General features: G+C 62.3%; 13 protein-coding genes. 6 read left to right on the forward strand and 7 right to left on the reverse strand.

The features are described from left to right. Window positions 1-305: 305 nt before the first annotated feature. Together ACLH0J_RS00780 and ACLH0J_RS00785 are read right to left on the reverse strand one after the other, a co-directional pair. Complete coding sequence (locus ACLH0J_RS00780; RefSeq protein WP_411390481.1) at window positions 306-1,586, reverse strand: NAD(P)/FAD-dependent oxidoreductase; 1,281 nt, start codon at window positions 1,584-1,586, stop codon at window positions 306-308. 106 nt (window positions 1,587-1,692) lie between these two features. Beyond that, the gene (locus ACLH0J_RS00785) at window positions 1,693-3,183 is read right to left on the reverse strand and encodes an aldehyde dehydrogenase family protein (protein ID WP_411390482.1); all 1,491 of its coding nucleotides are present in this window, start codon (window positions 3,181-3,183) and stop codon (window positions 1,693-1,695) included. A gap of 153 nt (window positions 3,184-3,336) precedes the next feature. On the opposite strand from ACLH0J_RS00785, the gene ACLH0J_RS00790 reads away from it, so the two are divergent. From ACLH0J_RS00790 to nadE, 3 genes are all read left to right on the forward strand, one after another. Next, window positions 3,337-4,227, forward strand: a complete 891-nt coding sequence (locus ACLH0J_RS00790; RefSeq protein WP_411390483.1) for a LysR family transcriptional regulator — start codon at window positions 3,337-3,339, stop codon at window positions 4,225-4,227. A 206-nt stretch (window positions 4,228-4,433) separates the two neighbouring features. Then, entirely contained in the window at window positions 4,434-5,648 is a 1,215-nt protein-coding gene (gene pncB, locus ACLH0J_RS00795; RefSeq protein WP_411390484.1) for a nicotinate phosphoribosyltransferase, read from the forward strand. A gap of 3 nt (window positions 5,649-5,651) precedes the next feature. Further along, window positions 5,652-6,479, forward strand: coding sequence for an ammonia-dependent NAD(+) synthetase (gene nadE / locus ACLH0J_RS00800; RefSeq protein ID WP_411390485.1), 828 nt, complete (start codon window positions 5,652-5,654; stop codon window positions 6,477-6,479). Window positions 6,480-6,598: 119 nt separating this feature from the next. Here nadE and azu read toward each other — a convergent pair whose 3' ends face one another. Beyond that, the gene (azu, locus tag ACLH0J_RS00805) at window positions 6,599-7,045 is read right to left on the reverse strand and encodes an azurin (protein ID WP_411390486.1); all 447 of its coding nucleotides are present in this window, start codon (window positions 7,043-7,045) and stop codon (window positions 6,599-6,601) included. Window positions 7,046-7,376: 331 nt separating this feature from the next. Between azu and ACLH0J_RS00810 the strand changes: the two genes are divergently transcribed. Next, complete coding sequence (locus tag ACLH0J_RS00810) at window positions 7,377-7,559, forward strand: hypothetical protein (RefSeq protein ID WP_010563345.1); 183 nt, start codon at window positions 7,377-7,379, stop codon at window positions 7,557-7,559. Window positions 7,560-7,626: 67 nt separating this feature from the next. Here the strand turns inward: ACLH0J_RS00810 and ACLH0J_RS00815 are convergent, their stop codons facing one another. From ACLH0J_RS00815 to ACLH0J_RS00825, 3 genes are all read right to left on the reverse strand, one after another. After that, on the reverse strand, window positions 7,627-8,517 hold the full coding sequence (locus tag ACLH0J_RS00815; RefSeq protein ID WP_411390487.1) for a transglutaminase family protein: 891 nt from the start codon (window positions 8,515-8,517) through the stop codon (window positions 7,627-7,629). Further along, entirely contained in the window at window positions 8,517-11,003 is a 2,487-nt protein-coding gene (locus tag ACLH0J_RS00820; RefSeq protein WP_411390488.1) for a circularly permuted type 2 ATP-grasp protein, read from the reverse strand. Before ACLH0J_RS00820 ends, ACLH0J_RS00815 begins: the two co-directional genes overlap by 1 nt. Before the next feature lie 149 nt (window positions 11,004-11,152). Beyond that, window positions 11,153-14,443, reverse strand: coding sequence for a DUF2126 domain-containing protein (locus ACLH0J_RS00825; RefSeq protein ID WP_411390489.1), 3,291 nt, complete (start codon window positions 14,441-14,443; stop codon window positions 11,153-11,155). Window positions 14,444-14,753: 310 nt separating this feature from the next. Between ACLH0J_RS00825 and ACLH0J_RS00830 the strand changes: the two genes are divergently transcribed. Then, complete coding sequence (locus ACLH0J_RS00830) at window positions 14,754-14,993, forward strand: pyocin S6 family toxin immunity protein (RefSeq protein WP_411390490.1); 240 nt, start codon at window positions 14,754-14,756, stop codon at window positions 14,991-14,993. Window positions 14,994-15,176: 183 nt separating this feature from the next. Here the strand turns inward: ACLH0J_RS00830 and ACLH0J_RS00835 are convergent, their stop codons facing one another. Further along, window positions 15,177-17,480, reverse strand: coding sequence for a YgiQ family radical SAM protein (locus tag ACLH0J_RS00835; RefSeq protein ID WP_411390491.1), 2,304 nt, complete (start codon window positions 17,478-17,480; stop codon window positions 15,177-15,179). A 216-nt stretch (window positions 17,481-17,696) separates the two neighbouring features. On the opposite strand from ACLH0J_RS00835, the gene ACLH0J_RS00840 reads away from it, so the two are divergent. Beyond that, complete coding sequence (locus tag ACLH0J_RS00840; protein WP_411390492.1) at window positions 17,697-21,689, forward strand: dermonecrotic toxin domain-containing protein; 3,993 nt, start codon at window positions 17,697-17,699, stop codon at window positions 21,687-21,689. Window positions 21,690-21,692: the final 3 nt, after the last annotated feature.

Below are 21,692 nucleotides of genomic sequence, written 5' to 3' on the forward strand. Positions count from 1 at the left end.
AGCAAGCGGCGTGCCATTACTTTTTTATTCTTCAAAAAGACACGGCGTCATTGTTATTACAGGCGTTTCGGCTCCATTGGCCAGTACGTGCAACCCCCTGACTTCAAGAGGTGCAACCAATGCATGCAAAAAGTACAACCTTGGCAGGTGACACCTGCAACCAAGCGCATAAACGACAGTTCCTATGCCTGTAACAGCGCGCGTAACGGAACTGCACATTTACAGTGCGTGATTGCTACAACTTGCACCAATACAGATTAGTAGCCTGCGAAGAAAGTGCAGGCTTCTGAAGGGTATTTCGCTGATCAGATCACGATCCGCAGGCATTGCCCGGCGTGATACAGCGAAAATCCAGCCTCATAAAGACAACTGCGCAGGCCCACCCCGGCCAACGGCTGCATCGGTGCGAACGGAATCGGCAACGCCTGGGGATTCTGGTGACACAAATAGTCGGCAAACGCCTTGCCGACCACGCTGCCGGTGGTCACGCCACGCCCGTTATAGCCGGTGACGGCCACCAGACCGGGGGCCGGTTCGAACAGGCGCATCAGGTGATCCGGGGTAAAGGCGATGCAGCCGGTCCAGGTGTATTCCCATTGCACCGATTTGAGGTACGGGAAGTAGTGCTGCTGCACCCGATCGGCCCACGCCTTGAGAAACCACGCCGGTTTCTGGTTGCCGTTGCCCAAGCTGCCGAGCAACAGGCGACCATCGGCGTCGCGGCGAATACTGCTCAAAACCTGGCGCGTGTCCCATGAGCCCTGGCCGCCGGGGAGGATTTGCCTGGAGGCGTCATCGCTCAGCGGTACGGAGGCGACCTGGTAGTAATAGCCGGGGAAAAAACTGCGGCGCAGTTCGGTCCATTCACCTTCGGTGTAGGCATTCGAGGCGACGACCACTTGTGCAGCCTGCACCGCACCGTTGGCGGTCTGCACCGACCAGCTCACACCTTGGCGTTCCACCTGGGTCACCGGGGAATGGTCGAACAACTGCCCACCCAACCCCGCCGCCGCGGCCAGACCACTGGTGTAGGCCATCGGGTTCAGGGTGCCCGCGCGCCGATCCAGCAAGGCGGCGGCGATCTTTTTCGTCCCCGTGGCCTGCTCGCAAGCCTGCCCGGTGAGCAATTCGACCGGTGCGCCACGGCGTTTCCATTGTTCTTCACGGCTGCGCAGATCCGCCTCGCCACGGGCGTTATGCGCCATGTGCAAGGTGCCCTCGCGGCGCAATTGGCAGTCGATGTTGTATTTGTCCACCAGGCTGAACACCAGCGACGGTGCCGCGCCCAACATGCGGTTGAGCTGGCTGCCCACCGCTTCGCCGAAACCGGCTTCGATGTCATCCGGAGGAATCCACAGGCCGGCGTTGACCAACCCGACATTGCGCCCCGAACCGCCATGGCCGGTGCGATGGGCCTCCAGCACGGCGACGCTTTTACCCTGTTCCAGCAAATGAATGGCCGCCGACAAACCGGTGATGCCGGCACCGATCACACACACATCCACCTTGACCTCACCCTTGAGCGCGGCGCGATCCGGCCGGCTGGGGGTGAGGTGTTCCCACAAACATGTTTCGCGTAGTGCCATTGCCAGACTCCGATGAGACCCAACAAACATCTGTTCCGAACAGCAAAGAGGCCACCTGCGGGAGGGCTTGCCCTTCCCACAGGTTCAATGGTGTTTCGACAGGTAATCAGTCGAAGGTGATGCCCTGGGCCAGCGGCAGTTCCAGCGAGTAGTTCACGGTGTTGGTCTGGCGGCGCATGTACCCGCGCCATGCATCCGAACCCGACTCACGACCGCCGCCGGTCTCTTTCTCACCGCCGAATGCGCCGCCGATTTCCGCGCCGCTCGGGCCGATGTTGACGTTGGCGATGCCGCAGTCGCTGCCCACCGCCGACATGAACTGCTCGGCTTCGCGCACATCGGTGGTGAAAATGCATGACGACAGGCCCTGGGGCACGGCGTTGTTCAGGCGCAGGGCTTCGGCGAAGTCCTTGTAGCCGACCACGTACAGGATCGGCGCGAAGGTTTCGGTGCAGACCACGTCGCTTTGCTCAGGCATTTCCACAATCGCCGGCGACACGTAGTAGGCGTTCGGGAATTTGTCTTCCAATTGACGCTTGCCGCCGAACACCTTGCCGCCTTCGCTCAAGGCCTGCTCCAAGGCATCCTGCATCGCGTCGAAGCCGTGCTTGTCGATCAGCGGGCCGATCAGGTTGCCTTCCAGCGGATGGCCGATGCGCACCTTGGAATAGGCGGCCTTGAGGCGGGTGACGATTTCTTCCTTGACCGACTCATGGGCGATCAAGCGGCGCAGGGTGGTGCAACGCTGCCCGGCAGTGCCGACGGCGCTGAACAGGATGGCGCGCACCGCCATGTCGAGGTCGGCGCTCGGGCCGAGGATCATCGCGTTGTTACCGCCCAGTTCGAGGATGCTGCGGGCGAAGCGTGCGGCGACTTTCGGTGCCACTTCGCGGCCCATGCGGGTGCTGCCGGTGGCGCTGATCAGGGCTACGCGCGGGTCGTCCACCAGCGCGGCGCCGGCGTCACGGCCGCCGATGATCACTTGGCTGAGGTACTCGGGGGCGTCCTTGAAGTTCTTCAGCACGCGCTCGAACAGCGCCTGGCAGGCCAGGGCGGTGAGCGGGGTCTTTTCCGAGGGTTTCCAGATCACCGCGTTGCCGCACACCAGCGCCAGGGTGGTGTTCCACGCCCACACCGCCACCGGGAAGTTGAAGGCGCTGATCACGCCGACCACGCCCAGGGGGTGCCAGGTTTCACGCATATGGTGGCCCGGACGCTCGGAGGCGATGGTCAAACCGTACAACTGGCGGGACAGGCCGACGGCGAAGTCGCAGATGTCGATCATTTCCTGCACTTCGCCCAGGCCTTCCTGGGTGATCTTGCCGGCTTCCCAGGACACCAACTCGCCGAGGTCAGCCTTGTATTCGCGCAATACGTCGCCGAATTGGCGCACCAGTTCGCCGCGACGCGGTGCCGGGACGTTGCGCCAGGCGTCGAATGCATGCTCGGCACGACTGACCTGTTGCTCGACCTCGGCGGCACCTTCCCAGTGCACGCTGCCGATCCGGCTGCCGTCGATCGGCGAATGCACGGGCTGTTTACCCGACTGGTACAGCGCTGGGTTTACCCCGAGACGATCAAGCAATGCGGCAACCATGGGTCACTCCTTCAATCTTCGAACAAAAAATCGCACCGCGACACGCACGGCGAACCAGGGCTTATTTGTAGCTGGCCCAAGACTTGCCAACAAACGACGATTAGGCGAGATATCATTCCGTTTATTCATGCAAAGCATCAAAAGAGGCGTGCCGTGCTGAACAAAAGACATTTGCCCTCGATCACTGCCCTGCAGTGTTTCGAAGCCGCCACCCGCCACCTGAGCTTCACCCGGGCTGCCGAAGAGCTGAATCTCACGCAAAGCGCGGTGAGCAAACAGGTGGCGCAGTTGGAAGAATTGCTGCAGCACCTGCTCTTCCGCCGGGTACGCCGACGCTTGCAGATGACCCCGGCAGGCGACTTGTACCTGGTGGAAGTGCGCAAGATCCTCACGCAAGTGGAGATGTCCACCCATTACCTGCGCTCCTACGGCGGCGAGACCGAAGTGTTGCGCGTGTCCACGCCCTACACCTTCGGCGCGCGCTGGCTGGTGCCGCGCCTCAAGGGCTGGCGCTTGCGTCACCCGCAGATCCACTTGGACCTGTGCAACGAGCAGGAGCCCGACGAACTGCTGCAAGGCAAGGCCGACATGGCCTTCTACTTCGGCCAGGGCTCACGGCCCGGCACCGAGAGCCTGAAACTGTTCAGCGAGGAACTGATCCCGGTGTGCGCCCCGGAAAGCCTGCCGGCGCAGCCGTTCACCGACCCCACGCAACTGAGCGACCTGGTGCTGCTGCAAAACGCCTCGCGGCCCCAGGGCTGGCATGACTGGTTCGCCGACCAGGGTTTTCACACCGAGCACAGCTACCACGGGCCGCGTTTCGACACCTTCTATATGTGCATCCGGGCGGCGCAGGTGGGGTGTGGCGTGGCCTTGCTGCCGCGTTTTCTGGTGGAAGAGGAGTTGGCCGACGGCAAGCTGGTGATCCCCTGGCCGCATGCGATGCCGAGCCAGGATGCCTACTATCTGGCCTACCCGGAGCATTCGGCGGAGGTGCCCAAGGTGCGCAATTTTGTGAAGTGGATGATGGAGCAAGTTATTTAGGGCCTGGAATACCGCTATCGGGAGCAAGCCCCCTCCCACACTTGGAATGCATTCCAATCTGTGGGAGGGACTCGCTCCCGATGAGGCCAGTGGCCTCACCAAAAAAATTACTGGCAAAACCCCACGGGTCTATGCGCCACTAGCCCCCTTCCTTACTTGTGCGTAACGGCCGGCGCTGATCGCCGACCCGTCTGGAGATTCCCGTTATGAGCGAGAGTGTGTTTGCCGATCGCATCGTGCAGAACCTGCTCGACACCGACTTCTACAAGCTGACCATGATGCAGGCGGTGCTGCACAACTACCCCAACGTGGAAGTTGAATGGGAGTTTCGTTGCCGTAACAGCGAGGACCTGCGTCCCTACCTGGCGGAGATCCGGTACCAGATCGAACGGCTCGCCGAGTTGAGCCTGAGCGCGGACCAACTGAGTTTCCTGGAGCGCATCAGCTTCATAAAACCGGACTTTCTGCGTTTTCTCGGGTTGTTCCGCTTCAACCTGCGCTACGTGCATACCGGTATCGAGAACGGCGAGTTGTTTATCCGCCTGCGCGGGCCGTGGCTGCATGTGATCCTGTTCGAGGTGCCGATGCTGGCCATCGTCAGCGAAGTGCGTAACCGCTACCGCTACCAGACCGTGATCCTCGAACAGGCCCGCGAGCAGTTGTACCGCAAGTTCGACTGGCTGACCGCCAACGCCAGCAGCGACGAGCTGTCCGAGCTGCAAGTGGCTGACTTCGGCACCCGCCGACGCTTCTCCTACCGCGTGCAGGAAGAAGTGGTCAGCGTACTCAAGCACGACTTCCCCGGCCGCTTCGTCGGCACCAGCAACGTACACCTGGCCCGTGAGTACGATATGAAGCCGCTGGGCACCATGGCCCACGAATGGATCATGGCCCACCAGCAACTCGGCCCGCGCCTGATCGACAGCCAGATCGCCGCGCTCGACTGCTGGGTCCGCGAATACCGTGGCCTGCTGGGCATCGCGCTGACCGATTGCATCACCACCGATGCGTTCCTCAACGACTTCGACTTGTACTTCGCCAAACTGTTCGACGGCCTGCGCCACGACTCCGGCGACCCGGTGCTATGGGCGGAAAAAGCCATCGCCCACTACCACAAGCTGGGCATCGAACCGATGAGCAAGACCCTGGTGTTCTCCGACAGCCTGACGCTGCCCAAGACCCTGGAGATATTCCGCGCGCTGCGCGGTCGCATCAATGTGAGCTTTGGCATCGGTACCAACCTGACCTGCGATATTCCAGGTGTGGAACCGATGAGCATCGTGTTTAAAATGACCGCGTGCAATGGCCAGCCCGTCGCGAAGATCTCCGATGAAGCGGGCAAGACCCACTGCACCGACCCGAATTTCGTCGCCTATTTGCGTCACGTGTTCAAAGTACCTGCCCTATCCAGCAAGGAGTGAATCATGCAAGCCGTACAGCGTGAGATTGCGCAGCAGCTCAAGGTCCAAGCGCCGTTCAAAGACCAGGCGGCCCTCGAAACCGAAGTCGCCCGGCGCGTGGCATTCATCCAGGACTGCCTGCGCAATTCCGGGCTCAAGACATTGGTGCTGGGCATCAGCGGCGGCGTCGACTCCCTCACCGCCGGCCTGCTGGCCCAGCGCGCGATGCAGGAACTGCGCGCCAGCACCGGTGACGAGGCCTACCGTTTTATCGCCGTGCGCCTGCCCTACGAAACCCAGTTCGATGAAATCGACGCCCAGGCCTCGGTGGACTTTATCGAGCCGGACGAGCGCCACACCGTGAATATCGGCCCGGCGGTGAAATCCCTGGCCGAAGAAGTGGCGGTGTTTGAGGGCAAGGCGGCGGTGTCCCGCGATTTCGTGCTGGGTAACACCAAGGCGCGCATGCGCATGGTGGCGCAGTACACCATCGCCGGCGCGGCCGGGGGCCTGGTGATCGGCACCGACCATGCGGCGGAAGCGGTGATGGGCTTTTTCACCAAGTTCGGTGATGGCGCCTGTGACCTGGCACCGCTGAGCGGGCTGGTGAAAAATCAGGTGCGCGCGATCGCGCGGCACTTCGGTGCGCCGGAGTCGCTGGTGGAGAAGGTGCCGACCGCCGACCTCGAAGACCTGTCGCCGGGCAAACCGGACGAAGCGTCCCACGGCGTCACCTACGCCGAGATCGACGCATTCCTGCATGGCGAGGCGGTGAGGGAAGAGGCGTTCAGGATCATTTGCGAGACGTATCGCAAGACCGAGCACAAGCGGGTGATGCCGTTTGCGCCGTGAGGTGAACCCAATAGTTTTGTGTTGATGGTAAGGCAGCCATCGGGAGCAAGCCCCTCCCAAACTTGAAATGCATTCCAAGTGTGGGAGGGGGCTTGCTCCCGATGAACGATAATGCGGTCTTATTTCAGAACTACAGTGCCTTTCATCATCGAGATGTGGCCCGGGAACGAGCAGAAGAAGCCGTAGTCCGTACCCGCCGCCAGCTTCGACACATCGAAGGTCACCTTATCGGTTTCGCCGGCACCGATGACTTTGGTGTGGGCGATGATGCGGGTGTCGCCTTCTTTCAGGTAGTTCTTGTCCAGACCGGCGGCCATGCCATCGGTCGCGACCGGCTGCATGTCGGCGACGCTGGTCAGCACCCAGTTATGACCCATGACGCTTTTCGCCATGGTGCCGGAGTGAGTCAGCTCGACGGTGAACGTCTTGCAGCTCTTGTCGATCACGATTTCCTTGGTGTTGTAGGACATCATATCGGTGGAGTCGACGGTGACATTGCACTCTGCAGCAAGCAACTGGCCACTGGCCAGGGTCAGCAGGGAAACAGCAACGAGTTTGGCGAACATGTGAATCTCCAAGGCAGGGTTTAGAAACGCGTATTGCGACAAGGGTGCCCCAAGCGGGCAGAAATACTTATGACCTGAATCAACAGGTTGTATACAACTTTAGGCTATCAGACTTATCGATATAACCTACCAGCCAAAATGCCGCACAGCGCCTATGATCGGCCCATCACCCTCTGGAGTCCGAGCCATGCACCTCAATCAACTGTTCAACGGCCTGCTGGCCGCGTACGCCTGCGGTAAGTGAAGGCCAAGCGCACCTTGAAGCTGCTACCATGACGACCCAAGGCAGCTGCGTGCCGCCACCCTCACCTTCGACCCTAGAGGATCGCCCATGGCCAAACCTAATTACTCCTTCGCCAAACGTCAGAGAGACTTGGCCAAGGAACAGAAGAAAGAGGAAAAACTGCAACGCAAGAAAGCCGCTGCCGATGAAGAAGCCGGCGCATTGAACCCGGATGCCGACAGTGAAGTAACGAGCGACGAGACTGAAACACCAAAAGATCCGGCAGAATAATTTCCGTTGCAGCGCGGGCTCTTTGCGCCAAGCCCGCCTGCCACAGCAAACCCGCCCCCTTACGTCATCATTCCAGCGGCATCACCGTCACCCGCACCTCAGGGTCATGGCTCCCGCCCCCCAGGATCACCCCGCGCAACGGCGACACATCGGAGAAATCCCGGCCCCAGGCCAGGGTGATGTGTTCCAGTGCCGGCTGCACGTTGTTGGTCGGATCGAAATCCACCCAGCCCGACGCCGGGCAATACACCGAGACCCATGCGTGGGACGCGTCGGCGCCGATCAGCCGGGGTTGGCCGGGCGGTGGCTGGGTGAGCAGGTAGCCGCTGATATAGCGCGCCGCCAGGCCGCGCGAGCGCAGGCAGGCGAGCATCAGGTGGGCGAAATCCTGGCACACGCCGCGCCGGCGCTCCAGCACTTCCACCAGCGGCGTGGCGACCTGGGTGGCTTCGGCGTCGAAAGTGAATTCGCTGAAGATCTTTTCCATCAGCGCCTGCACGCCCAACAACAAGGGGTACCCCGGCGGGAAACAGCTTTCGGAGAACTCGACGAAGGTTTTTTTCAAATGCACGTAGGGCGACTCGAAGCGATAGCGGCACGCCTCGATGATCTGCGCTGACAGCGGCTGGCTGCTGTAGGTCAGGCTGTCGCGGGTCGTATCCCAGGGTGGCGACTGCTGGAAATCCAGCACAGGTCGCGCCAGCACTTCCACGGTCAGCGCGGCATTGACCAGCAATTCATCGTGGGGCCGTTCGAACGCGAGGCGGGTGATCGGGTTGCCGAACACGTCCAACTCATCGCGCCGCGACGTCGGCTCGGGGCTGATATCCAGTTGCTGCGCGCTGCAACGCTGCCAGGCGCAGGGCCGTGGCCACAGGTGCGCCAGTTGCTGGGCCAGGGACACCGGGCTGTCGTAGTGGTAATGGGTATCGTGGAAAATCTGGTAGCGCGCACTCATCACACCGACACCGTTTGCTGGCTGACATCATCCACATGGGCAAAGTGACGCAACGCCAGGCGATCCGACACTAGCCCACTCTCATCGGCGACCGCTTGCAGCAGGTCCGCCAGGCCTTCCAGCGCGGCACGCACGCTGGACTCGCCGAACAAGGGGTTCTCCAGGCACGCCAGGTCGAACCGCGACAGGCGCTCCACCAACGGCGCCAGGCCGGTTTCCCGAGGCACGCCAAAGTCATCATTGAGGCGACGCAGGGTACGGCTCACCAGTTTCAGTTGGAACAGCACCGCATGGGGGTTCTGCTCGTCCAGCAGCAACAGGTCGAGCACCGGGATCAACTGCGGCACCGCCAGGTAACGTGACCGATAGGTGATACTGCTGTTGCCCAGTTCCAGCAACCACTCCAGCCCCGCCTGATCGAACACCGCTACCCCGCGCAGGAACGCTGCAAGGCTGCTGCTGAGGAACTGCAGGCGCTCGATGCGCCGGCCCATCATCAAGAAGCGCCAGCCTTCGTCGCGGGTCATGTCGTCCAGGGCGAACCCGGAGAGCGCCGCCAGGGACATCACCAGGCGGTTGAGGAAGTCCAGCAACTCGCCAAAATCCGGGGTTTCGCTTTCCAGTTCCAAGGCTTCGCGCTGCAGCTCCACCAAGGCCTGCCAGTTTTCCCGGGACAACTTGCCGCGCACCTGGGACGCGGCCCACTGCAGGCGCTGCAGGTTGGCGCGCAGGCTCGACGGCCAGTCGTCGCCGAGCATGGCAGCGAGCAGGCGTTCGGGCAGTTCGCCCTCTTCCGGCAGCAGGCGCAGGCTTTCTCCCAACTCGATCGCGGCTTGCAACGCCAGCGGGTCGTCGCCGTCGACATAACGCGCCAGCACAATCCGCAACCAGCGCGCGCTGTCATCACAGCGCTCGCAATAACGGCCGAACCAGAACAGGTTTTCCACCACCCGCGAGGGCAGATACGGGTCGCGGCGCACCAGGTCATGGGCACCGATCGCCCGCTGCGCGCGCCACTGCTCGCCACCGGCGGCACGCTCGCCGAGCACCCAGGTGTCCTTGCTGGCGCCACCGCGTTGCATCGACACCACTTCGGCATCCGCTTCGGCGGCCACGCGGGTCAGGCCGCCGGGCAGGACGCGATAACCGTCCTCGCTGGCCACGGCGTACACGCGCATGCCGATGGCGCGGTGTTGCAGATGGTCATCCACGGTGTGCCACACCGGCGCCTGGGACAGCTGCGCCAGTTCCTGGGCGACATAGGCGTAAGGCCGCGCGCGCATGCGTTCGGCGAGCGCCTCGCGTTGGGCGTCATTCAAGTCGCGGCCGAATATCGGGGTGAAACTCTGCGAAGGAAACGCGGGCTTGATCAGCAGCTCCGGCAGTTTCTCCAGGGCTTCGGCCAGGACCGGCGCCTCACCGCACCACCAGGTGGCGATGGACGGCAGGATCAATTCTTCGCCAAACAGGAACTGGTTGATCTTCGGCAAAAAGCCGAGCAACCCCGGCGACTCCAGCACGCCGCTGCCCAGGGCATTGGCCACCAGCACATTGCCTTGGCGCACGGCGTCGAGCAGGCCGGGCACGCCGAGGGCCGAGTCGGTGCGCAGTTCCAGCGGGTCGCAGAAATCGTCGTCCAGGCGCCGCATGATCGCGTGCACCCGGCGCAGGCCGCTGAGGGTCTTGAGGAACACGGTGCTGTCGCGCACGGTGAGGTCGCCGCCTTCCACCAGCGGGTAACCGAGCTGGCGCGCCAGGTAGAGGTGTTCGAAATAGCTTTCGTTGAAACGTCCGGGCGTGAGCAGCACGATCAGCGGCGGCTGGTTGTCGCTCGGGGCCTGGCGGGCCAGGGTTTCCTGGAGCGTGCGGAAGAAACCGGTGAGGTGCTGCACTTGCAGGTCGCGGTACAGATCCGGAAACGCACGGGACACGATGGTGCGGTTTTCCAGCGCATAACCGGCACCCGACGGCGCCTGGGTGCGGTCGGCGGTGACCCACCAGCGGCCATCCGGGGTGCGCGCCAGGTCCACGGCATACAGGTGCAGGAACGCCCCGTCCGGCGGCTGGATGCCCTGGCACGGCCACAGGAAGTTGTTATGCCCGAACACCAGCTCGGCGGGCAGCAAACCTTCCTTGATCAAGCGTTGCGGGCCGTAGAGATCGGCCAGCACGGCATTGAGCAGGCGCGCACGCTGGGCGATGCCGGCCGACAGTTGCTGCCACTCTTCAGCGGCCAGCACATGGGGCAGCAGGTCCAGTTCCCAGGGGCGGTCGGCGCCCTTGGGGTCGGCGTAGACGTTGTAGGTCACGCCGTTTTCCTGGATCTGCCGGGTCAGCAGCGCCTGGCGCTGGGCCAGTTGCGCGGGGGTGCTGCGCTGCAGGTGATCGAGCAGGCGCCGCCAGTGGGCGCGCACCGCGCCGCTGTCGTCGAGCAATTCGTGATAAGTGCCCGCGGTCAGCGGGTAACGGTCGAGCAAGTCGGACATGGAACGCTCGGCAGAGGCAAGGGGGCTCAGATTAACCTAACAAACACTGCAAATCCGCTGTGGGAAGGGGCTTCTCCCGATTGCGGTGGGTCAGTCAACTCATGTATCGGCTGATTCACCGCAATCAGGAGCAAGCCCACGGATCGCATTCAGTCATTTTTATTGGGGAAACGTCGCAGATCCAGGGTCATCGGGAATTCATCGTTCACCACTACGGTCGGCACCGACTGCTTGCCTGGGGTATGGCCCAGGCGGAAGAACCGCGCCATACGCCGGCTCTCCGCCTCATTGGCATTCACCGGCAAGCTGTCGTAGTTGCGCCCGCCCGGATGGGCCACGTGGTACTGGCAGCCGCCCAGGGAGCGCTGCATCCAAGTGTCGAGCAGGTCGAACACCAACGGCGCGTGCACCGCGATGGTCGGCTGCAGGCAGTTGGCCGGTTGCCAGGCGCGATAGCGCACGCCGGCGACGAACTCGCCGACCCGACCGGTTGGCTGCAAGGGCACCGGGATGCCGTTGCAGGTCAGCAGATAACGCTGCGGCGTCAGCCCGCTCACCTTCACCTGCAAGCGCTCCAGGGACGAGTCCACATAGCGCACCGTGCCGCCCACCGCGCCCTCTTCGCCCAGCACGTGCCAGGGCTCCAGGGCCTGGCGCAGTTCCAGTTCGATGCCGCTGACGGCGTAGTCGCCGACCTTGGGAAAACGGAACCCCAGGTGCGCGGCAAACCATTCGGCGCGCAGCGGGTAGCCGGCGGCGTTCAGCTCGACGATCACGTCGGCGAAGTCCTGTTCGATAAAGTGCGGCAGCAGGAAACGGTCATGCAACTCCGTGCCCCAGCGCGCCAGTTTCGGCGGTGCATAGGGTTCACGCCAGAACCGCGCTACCAGCGCCCGCAGCAGCAGTTGCTGAGTCAGGCTCATGCGTGCGTGGGGCGGCATTTCAAAGGCACGCAATTCCAACAGGCCCAGGCGCCCCGTGGCGCCGTCCGGCGAGTAGAGCTTGTCGATACAGAACTCGGCGCGGTGGGTGTTGCCCGTCACGTCGATCAACAGGTTGCGCAGCAAGCGGTCCACCAACCACGGCGGGCATTCCTCGCCTGGCTCCGGCATCTGCGCGAAGGCGATTTCCAGCTCGTACAGTGCATCGTTGCGCGCTTCATCGACCCGCGGCGCCTGGGACGTCGGGCCGATAAACAGGCCGGAAAACAGGTAGGACAAGGACGGATGGTTATGCCAGTAGCTGATCAGGCTGCGCAGCAGATCCGGGCGGCGCAGGAACGGCGAATCCTTGGGCGTGGCGCCTCCCAGCACAAAGTGGTTACCGCCACCGGTGCCGGTGTGACGGCCGTCGATCATGAATTTTTCGGTGGTCAGGCGGGTTTGCCGCGCTTCTTCGTAGAGGAATTCGGTGCGCTCGACCAACTCGTCCCACGTGGCGGACGGCTGCACGTTGACCTCGATCACGCCCGGATCCGGGGTGACGCGGAAGTTGCTCAGACGGTTATCCGCCGGCGGCTCGTAGCCTTCCAGCAAGACCGGACAGTGCAGCTCTTCGGCGGTGGCTTCGATGGCAGCCACCAGCTCCAGGTAATCCTCGACGCGCTCCAGCGGCGGCATGAACAGGTACAGGCGCCCTTCCCGGGCTTCGGCACACAGCGCGGTGCGGGTCAGCCAGTCGGCGGACTCATCGACCTTGGGCACGCGCTCATCGCTCGGCGCAGGTTCGCCGTGGCTTTGCAGTTGGCCGGTGGTTGGCAGTTCCGGTTGATCCTGGTTCGGGTCGATGGGGTGCACGAACGGATATTCCGCCGCGGTCACCCAGGGCTGCGAGGCCAACGGCAGGCGATAGCCCAGCGGCGAATCCCCCGGCACCAGGCGGCAGTGGTTATCGCGCAGGTACCAGCGCCCGCTCTGCCAGCGATCATTGGCGGCGGTGCGCGCCAGCGGCAGCACCTGGCCGATGATTTTATCCAGGCCCTGGCCGAACACTTTGCGCAGGCGTTCGCGCTCCAGCTCATCGCTCAGACGCGGGTCCTGGGCAGTGACGTTTTGCGGCAGCGCCCCTTCGCGCCACAGGTAGTAGAAATTGTCTTCGAAGGCCGGGAACACAAAGCGCGCCGGCAACTTCAGGCGCTCGGCGACGCTGGCCAGGAAACGCCCGGCCATGACGCCATCGGCGCCGTAGTCCTGTTGCTCATCGGCGATCAGCGCACTGTTATGCCAGATCGGCACCCCGTCGCGACGCCAGTAGCAGTTGAGCGACCACCGCGGCAGTTGCTCGCCGGGGTACCACTTGCCCTGGCCAAAGTGCACCAGGCCCTGGGGCGCGTAGTGCTTGCGCATGCGCTGGAACAGCTCGGCGGACAGGCGCCGCTTGTCCGGCCCGAGCGCGGCAGTGTTCCACTCGGCGCCATCGGGGTCGTCGATGGAGACGAAGGTCGGCTCGCCACCCATGGTCAGGCGCACGTCGTCCTTGACCAGGTCGCCGTCGATCTGCCGGCCCAGGGCCTGGATCGCCAGCCATTGTTCTTCGGTGTAGGGCTTGGTCACCCGAGGGGCTTCCCAGATGCGCTCCACCGACATCTCGTGGGTAAATTCGCACTCGCACGGCTCCACCAGCCCACTGATCGGCGCCGCAGAGGATGGATCGGGACTACAAGCCAACGGGATATGGCCTTCACCGGCGAACAACCCGGAAGTGGCGTCCAGGCCAATCCAGCCGGCGCCGGGCAAATACACCTCGCACCAGGCGTGCAGGTCGGTGAAGTCCACTTCGGTGCCGGACGGGCCGTCGAGGGACTTGACGTCGGCGGTGAGCTGGATCAGGTAGCCGGAGACAAACCGCGCCGCCAAACCCAGATTGCGCAGCAACTGCACCAGCAACCAGGCCGAATCGCGGCACGAACCGGAGGCGTTTTCCAGGGTGAACTCCGGCGTCTGCACACCGGGTTCCATGCGGATCAGGTAGCCGATATCGGCGGCCAGGCGCTGGTTGAGGCCCACCAGGAAGTCCACGGCCGGCAACGGCGTGCGGTCGATGCCGGCCAGGTAGGCGGCAAACTTCGGCGTCAGCGGCAAGGTTTCCAGGTACGGCGCCAACTCGCGCTGCTCATCGGCGGCGTAGCTGAAGGGGATTTTTTCGGCGTAGGGCTCAAGGAAAAAGTCGAACGGGTTGAACACCGCCATCTCGGCGACCAGGTCGACTTCGATGCGCAACTCGTCCGTTTTCTCCGGGAACACCAGACGCGCCAGGTAATTGCCCTGGGGATCTTGCTGCCAATTGATGAAATGCTGCTCGGGCAGCACTTTCAGCGCATAGGACAGAATCCGCGTGCGGCTGTGGGCCGCCGGGCGCAAACGCACGATCTGTGGGCCGAGTTCAACAGCGCGGTCATAGCGGTAATGCGTAACGTGGTGCAACGCGACATGAATCGACACGGCGGCCTCCTGCGAGCCAGGGCATGGATACAACCCGCGCAAGACTTATGCCAGAGCGGCGGTCATTGCGCTTTATCGTAAGACCCGGTGCAGTACAGCACCAAAACGGCGCCAACGGCAGTGCAATGGTGCAAGCGCTGCACATATTTGTGGCGCAAGTGGGTGGGGCGGTATCGGTTGGGTGGGCGATGGGGTGGGGAATCGCCCCGATTTCTGCGAGCGCACTCCAATCGTCCGACATCGCTTGGCGCCTTACGCAAAATGACCGTCACCGGCGCGGTGCCAAAACCGAAATAAGAGAGACGTCATCATGTTTTTATGGATTAGCGGCTTTTTACCGGGTGACAACGAAGACGACTCGCTGAAGTTTGAGCTGGATGTACCTCATGAGTTTGAACAGGGCGTGCTGGATGTTCTTGGGTGGTCTGACCTGCATAGCAGCCCTGATGGTGACTGGCTGCTTAGTCCCGTGCAGATACAGCAGATTGCAAGCATCGTGGGTGAACCCTTACCAACGGACTTGGATTTATTCATCGGTGTAACCGCTTGATGATGAGTTACACCCGCGCAATGAATTTCAAACTTACTCATCCTTGCATGCCCCCACCGACTGTAGGAGCGAGCTTGCTCGCGAAAAACCTCAAACCGCCGCAGACATTCAGGATGTCCACGTCAGCCGACCACAAAGCAAAACGCCAGCACGAGGCTGGCGTTTTGCATATTCAGGCGGCGATCAACGCGGCACGACCGGCTTGCGGGCGGGTTTACCGCCCTTGCCCTTGGCCGCATCGCTACGCTCCTTGGCTGCCTGCTTGTTACGTGCCTGCGCGGCAGCCTTGGCTTGTTCGCGCTTGTCCCACGGGTTGCTGCCGTCGCTGCCACGGGGCGGCAGGCCGGTGTGCTGGGTGAGGATCCGGGTGGTGGTTTCCTTGGCGACCTTGTGGCTGCCGGCCGGCGTCGAGTTCTTGCGACGCGCGCTCTGGTAGCTGTCGGTGGCCGGCTGGTGCAACGGGATCAGTTGATCCTTGCCCGGCCCGATCAGGTCAGCGCGGCCCATGCGGGTCAGCGCTTCGCGCAGCATCGGCCAGCCTTTCGGGTCGTGGTAGCGCAGGAAGGCCTTGTGCAGACGGCGCTGTTCTTCGCTCTTGACGATGGTCACCGCGTCGCTCTTGTAGGTGACCTTGCGCAGCGGGTTCTTGCCCGAGTGGTACATCGCGGTGGCGGTGGCCATCGGCGACGGGTAGAACGCCTGCACCTGGTCGGCGCGGAAGCCGTTGCCCTTGAGCCACAGGGCCAGGTTCATCATGTCTTCATCGGTGGTGCCAGGGTGGGCGGCGATGAAATACGGGATCAGGTACTGCTCCTTGCCCGCTTCCTTGGTGTACTTCTCGAACATGCGCTTGAACTTGTCATAGCTGCCAATGCCCGGTTTCATCATCTGGTTGAGCGGACCTTCCTCGGTGTGTTCCGGGGCGATCTTCAAGTAGCCGCCGACGTGGTGGGTCACCAGCTCTTTCACGTATTCCGGCGACTCGACGGCCAGGTCGTAGCGCAGGCCGGAAGCGATCAGGATCTTCTTCACCCCCGGCAACGCACGGGCGCTGCGGTACAGCTGGATCAGCGACGAGTGGTCGGTGTTCAGGTTCGGGCAGATGCCAGGGAACACGCAGGACGGTTTGCGGCACGCGGATTCGATTTCCGGACTCTTGCAGGCGATGCGGTACATGTTTGCGGTCGGGCCGCCGAGGTCGGAGATCACGCCGGTGAAGCCGGGGACCTTGTCGCGGATCTCTTCGATCTCACGAATGATCGACTCTTCGGAACGGTTCTGGATGATGCGGCCTTCGTGCTCAGTGATCGAGCAGAAGGTGCAGCCGCCGAAGCAGCCACGCATGATGTTCACCGAGAAACGGATCATGTCGTAGGCCGGGATTTTTTCCTTGCCATACACCGGGTGCGGAACACGTGCGTAAGGCATACCGAACACGTAGTCCATTTCTTCGGTGGTCATCGGGATGGGCGGCGGGTTGAACCACACGTCCACTTCGCCGTGCTTCTGCACCAGGGCGCGGGCGTTGCCTGGGTTGGTTTCCAGGTGCAGCACGCGGTTGGCGTGAGCATAGAGCACCGCGTCGCCACGGACTTTTTCCACCGATGGCAGGCGGATCACGGTCTTGTCGCGGGTCATGCGCGGGCTGGCGAGGATCTGTACGACCTTGGCCTCTTCCGGGTCATCCACCGGGCCTTTTTCCTGCTCGATGGCGCAGGCCTGGGTGTCCTGGGTGTTCACATACGGGTTGATGATCTTGTCGACCTTGCCCGGACGGTCGATACGGGTGGAGTCCACCTCATACCAGCCTTCGGGCGTATCACGGCGAATGAACGCGGTACCGCGCACATCGGTGATGTCTTCGATCTTGTGGCCCCACGACAGGCGCTGGGCCACTTCGACGATGGCGCGCTCGGCGTTGCCGTACAGCAGGATGTCGGCGGTGGCGTCGATCAGGATCGAGTTGCGCACCCGGTCCTGCCAGTAGTCGTAGTGGGCGATACGGCGCAGGGAAGCTTCGATGCCACCGAGCACGATCGGCACGTTCTTGTAGGCTTCCTTGCAGCGCTGGCTGTATACCAGGCTCGCGCGGTCCGGGCGTTTGCCGGCCATGCCGCCAGGGGTGTAGGCGTCGTCGGAGCGGATTTTCTTGTCGGCGGTGTAGCGGTTGATCATCGAGTCCATGTTGCCGGCCGCGACGCCGAAGAACAGGTTCGGCTCGCCGAGCTTCATGAAGTCGTCTTTGGACTGCCAGTTCGGCTGGGCAATGATCCCGACGCGGAAACCCTGGGCTTCCAGCAGTCGGCCGATGATCGCCATGCCGAACGACGGGTGGTCAACGTAGGCATCACCGGTGACGATGATGATGTCGCACGAATCCCAGCCAAGCTGATCCATCTCCTCCCTGCTCATCGGCAGGAACGGCGCTGGACCGAAACATTCGGCCCAGTACTTGGGATAGTCAAATAACGGCTTGGCTGTTTGCATGACGGTGACCGGTGTTGAGATGAAAAATCGCGGGCGCGGAATATAGCACAAAATTTGACCAATTCCGACGACAGCGGTCGGCTTTTAACCCGGGCGTCTGCGCGGTGCTTTCCCGACCCGGTTTACCCCACGCATCAGGGGCTATTCCGTTAGCCAGCCGTCAAAAAATCATGGGTAGGCTGGCTGAATCAATCACAGCCCTTGATGGCCCGCCCTATGAACACACGCGCCACCCAACCATCGACTTCCCTGCCGGCTCACCACGCGTTCATCAAGCCGCAATTACCGCCCTGGCTGCGCCAGGCACCAACGTGGCTGCTCAAGGATTTTCGTGACAGCCTGATCAACAGCAACCAGGCCCGGCACGACCTCAACATGTTGCTGGACGAGATCCAGAGCCCTGAAGACTATGCCCGCCCCCGATTACGCGTGATGCTCACCCGGCGTTTTTTCGGCCTGATCGACGACGAAAACGCGATCCTGGTGCGCGAATGGAAAAATCACCATCTGCTGGGACTGATCAAAAACCACGCCAGGACCACCCGGCAGACCCTCCTGGAAGCGGCGCTGCAGAACTTCGAGGCCTCTGAAGCGGTAGACGGCGGCATGGAAGCGGGCACGGCGATCTACAACGTCACACCCAGTGGCGAGGTGCTCAGCACGATCGGCGCCACCGCGTTCGCGAAGTTCTGCCGCCGCCTGGATCTGGGCGGCAAGTATCTGGCCCATGTGTTCAGCGTACTTGAACCCTCGCCCAGTTCCGCGTCGCCGCGCACCCCGCAACAGGTGCGCGGCCTGTTCCGCGCGCAGGCGCAGCATGCCTTCGGGGTCGCCTTGCATATCGCCTACATGCAACAGCAACTGACCGCCATACAGCACCTGCAGTTGAACAGCCTGTATCGATCAGGCTCGCATCTGGACATCCAGAGCAATCACCTGACCCTCAACGGCGTCGTAGTACCGGGCGTGCTGGTGATCAAGGCGCCGACAATCGGTATCCCCTTCATCCTCTACACCCCCGGCGACCCCGTCACACCCTTGCGTCAACACACTTCCCTGGCAGATCTCGAGCGCAAGCTGGCCGAACGCCTGCTGGACGCCAATGACCGAGCCCGATTCAATCGCCTGGTGCCCTTGCAGCACCAGGGCAGCCTATTGGATGTCACCCCGGCCCGACCAGGCTCTCCTGCCATCGAAATGGCCGGCAGGATCTACACCGAGCCTGCCCACTTGAACCATCCGCTCAGCCTCACCCCGATCAGCGCGGATGTGTTTATGTCCGTCGCCGAAGAGAAAATCGCCCAGATCAAAAGCGACGCCCAGATCCTGGCCGTTCTCAGCGCGAACGCCGACCTGCTGAGCCGGCAAAAACGCCTGCAAAGCTACCTTGATGCAGGCAAGTCCTTGCTGTTCTTTGCCGCGTCGTTCATTCCAATTGTGGGCCAAATCCTACTGGTGGTCGGCGCCGCTCAATTGATCGACACGGTTTACGAGGGCTTCGCGGCCTGGAGCCGTGGCGACAGTGACGAGGCCCTCAACGACCTGCTGGATGTGGTGGACAGCGCCGCCCTGGCCGCGGCAACGGCCGGCGTCATCAAGACCGCGGGCTTCACCGCCGGCCTGATAAAAGTGCGGGTGCGCAACAAAGGCTGGCGTCTATGGCACAACGACCTCACGCCTTACCGCCATCCCAAGGCGCTGCCCCAGCACCTTGTTGCCGACACACAAGGTTTGTACCGACACGAGCAACAGCATTACCTGAAGCTTGACGATCAACCCCATGCAATCCGCCGCACTCCCGATGGCAAGCAATGGGAACTGGCACACCCCACCGATCCGCAGACCTATTCTCCGCCGTTGCTGAGTAACCAAGTCGGCGGCTGGCGCCCGCTGCATGAAACACCCGAGGCGTGGGACGACCTCAAGCTGATCAAACGCCTGGGCCCCGATGCCGCGCACATCAAGCAGTCGGCGGTCGAGCCGATCCTGTTGCTCAGCGGCGTGGATAACACCGCGCTGCGTCAGATCCATCAGGAGATGGTGCGCCCGCCGCCCTTGCTGCTCGACACCGTCAAACATTTCAATCTGGAGCAGGAAATCAATGACTTCGCCCTTGGCCACACCCAAGGTGATTCGCCCAGTCCCCATACGCCGCTGATTCAATTCCATGTGCTCAGCTCACTGCCCGAGTGGCCTGCAAACCGGGTATTGAGGATTGTCGATGAGCAACAGCAGGTGGTGTTGAGTCACGGCACGGGGCCCGCTGAAATCAAAATAGACGCGGCGCGATTCAGAAAAGGCGAGCTGCTGCATGCACTGGAGGAGCAACTGCCACAAGCCGAGTTCAACAACCTGCTGCCGCCGCTGTACATCGACTATTTCACCAAGGTCGAAAACCTCGCCATGCGCCTGGAGACCGAGGCGGCCGGGCAAAAACAACGGCTGTTTTCGCTGCTCGACGCACCGAGCGAAGCAGCGATCACCTCGGTCGAAAGAAGCCTCCGTACGCTTGTGCCGGAACTCTCCAAGCGCCACCTTGAAGAAATGGAAAGCACCCTCTCGGCGCCTGAACGCGAGCGCCTGCAAGAGGACAACACCCTGCCGCCCGTGCAGCACTGGGAAGCAGAGCAATACCGCAATGCAATCAAGGCAACGCGCCTAACCGAAAGCCTGTTTCTCGATTCTGTCCGCAACCGCGAGAGCGTGCCGCTGCTGCTCTACACACTGGAGCGAACGCCCGGCTGGCCACAATCGCGCAGGCTTGCCGTGCATGACGCCAGCCACGAAGGCCCTCTGCTGGGCAGCATCGGCAGCGCGGATGGCGGAGCCCGCGATACGCTGATCCGCCAAGGCGAGCAATACGCCATCTACGATGCCAAAGGCGAGCATACGAGCTCGCTCTCCGATCTGCCTGGCGCCATCGAACGGACCCTCAGCGATGCCGAGCGCAGGACGATCCTGCGCCAATCGGGTGCCGACTCCCTTGAACAGGCGCTGCACAAGACCGGCCTGGCGCTGATCAAAGCGGGCCCACCCCCTATTCGTATCCAGCGCGCGTTGAAGCCGATATCGAACGCGACCGGTCTATCCCTCGACCCCTTATTCAGCGAACCCGCACTGCCTTCCGGGCTCACGGAACGCGCTGACGGAATCCATCAAGCTCCGCCGCTTGCCGATGGGACTTATCGCTATTACATCCAGGACAGCCAGCACTACTACCCGGTCAAATACGACCCTCTGGGCTGGCGACTGATCGATGCACGCAGCCGTTTCAGGGCCTATCAACCCTACCTGCGCAAAAAAGCCGACGGCGGCTGGGAAATCGATCAAACCAAAGGCGCACTGCCGGGCGGAAGAGAATCACCGGTGATGTTGGCCGAGGGCATGCAGTCCAGTGACGAGTTTGAATCGGCCGAATCGATCAGCGAATACGCGTCGGCCGAAGAGGGGGCAGTGAGAACGCACTACTCCGCTGACGAACTCAACCACATGCGCGCCCAGCGGGGCTACCAATACAGCCAGAACTACCGCCGCGTCTACTACCGCGCCAACAACGGCCGCTACCCACTGCGCGACACGCAGGGCCGGCCCATGCGAATCCGGCAAATACAGAGTCATTGCAAATCCTTGACCACCGATACGGTCTTTGCCGCCAGCAAGATCCGCCCCTACATTCAGTGGCAAGGCTATGAAAATGTCGCGCGCCTGTACGAAGACAACCTCGAAGTGATCCCCTTCACCGCGGCCCATCAGAAATTTGCGCAGGAAGCTTCACTGATTGGCGAAGCGACGGTCATCAGCCGGCGCCCCATTAAAAAAGGCGACACGCTGGGCGTCTATGGTGGAGAACTATTGCCGCTGTGCATCGCCCAGGCGCGGCAAGACCCTTACCTGATGCCCATCAAAAACGTCAGGCCGGCCACACCCCATGCGTTGAACATGCAATTGGTCCTTTCCGGCGACAATGCGTTGTCGAGGATAAACACGATTTTTGAATATGACGCAGGGTTGCCGATACGCCAGGCCAGCACGGGCTATAACGTCGAAGCCGCACAATTCGCAATCCTCGCACAGGTCGAGGACACCCCGCAGGACCGCCTGATACTCACCGGACTCTTTGCCAGCGAGGACATTCCTGCCGGCACCGAGTTGCGCTGGAATTACCAATACGAGGAACCCACCATCCGGCAGTTGTTCCCCAGGCCCTAAGGC

The organism is Pseudomonas sp. MPB23 (genome assembly GCF_046605395.1).
Taxonomy (GTDB): Bacteria; Pseudomonadota; Gammaproteobacteria; order Pseudomonadales; family Pseudomonadaceae; genus Aquipseudomonas.

Bases quoted from the DNA above. Each gene is read 5' to 3' on its own strand.
- azu (WP_411390486.1), bottom strand. From the start codon at position 7,045: ATGTTCGCCAAACTCGTTGCTGTTTCCCTGCTGACCCTGGCCAGTGGC.
- ACLH0J_RS00815 (WP_411390487.1), bottom strand. From the start codon at position 8,517: ATGAGTGCGCGCTACCAGATTTTCCACGATACCCATTACCACTACGAC.
- pncB (WP_411390484.1), top strand. From the start codon at position 4,434: ATGAGCGAGAGTGTGTTTGCCGATCGCATCGTGCAGAACCTGCTCGAC.
- ACLH0J_RS00840 (WP_411390492.1), top strand. From the start codon at position 17,697: ATGAACACACGCGCCACCCAACCATCGACTTCCCTGCCGGCTCACCAC.
- ACLH0J_RS00820 (WP_411390488.1), bottom strand. From the start codon at position 11,003: ATGTCCGACTTGCTCGACCGTTACCCGCTGACCGCGGGCACTTATCAC.
- ACLH0J_RS00785 (WP_411390482.1), bottom strand. From the start codon at position 3,183: ATGGTTGCCGCATTGCTTGATCGTCTCGGGGTAAACCCAGCGCTGTAC.
- ACLH0J_RS00780 (WP_411390481.1), bottom strand. From the start codon at position 1,586: ATGGCACTACGCGAAACATGTTTGTGGGAACACCTCACCCCCAGCCGG.
- nadE (WP_411390485.1), top strand. From the start codon at position 5,652: ATGCAAGCCGTACAGCGTGAGATTGCGCAGCAGCTCAAGGTCCAAGCG.
- ACLH0J_RS00835 (WP_411390491.1), bottom strand. From the start codon at position 17,480: ATGCAAACAGCCAAGCCGTTATTTGACTATCCCAAGTACTGGGCCGAA.
- ACLH0J_RS00810 (WP_010563345.1), top strand. From the start codon at position 7,377: ATGGCCAAACCTAATTACTCCTTCGCCAAACGTCAGAGAGACTTGGCC.
- ACLH0J_RS00830 (WP_411390490.1), top strand. From the start codon at position 14,754: ATGTTTTTATGGATTAGCGGCTTTTTACCGGGTGACAACGAAGACGAC.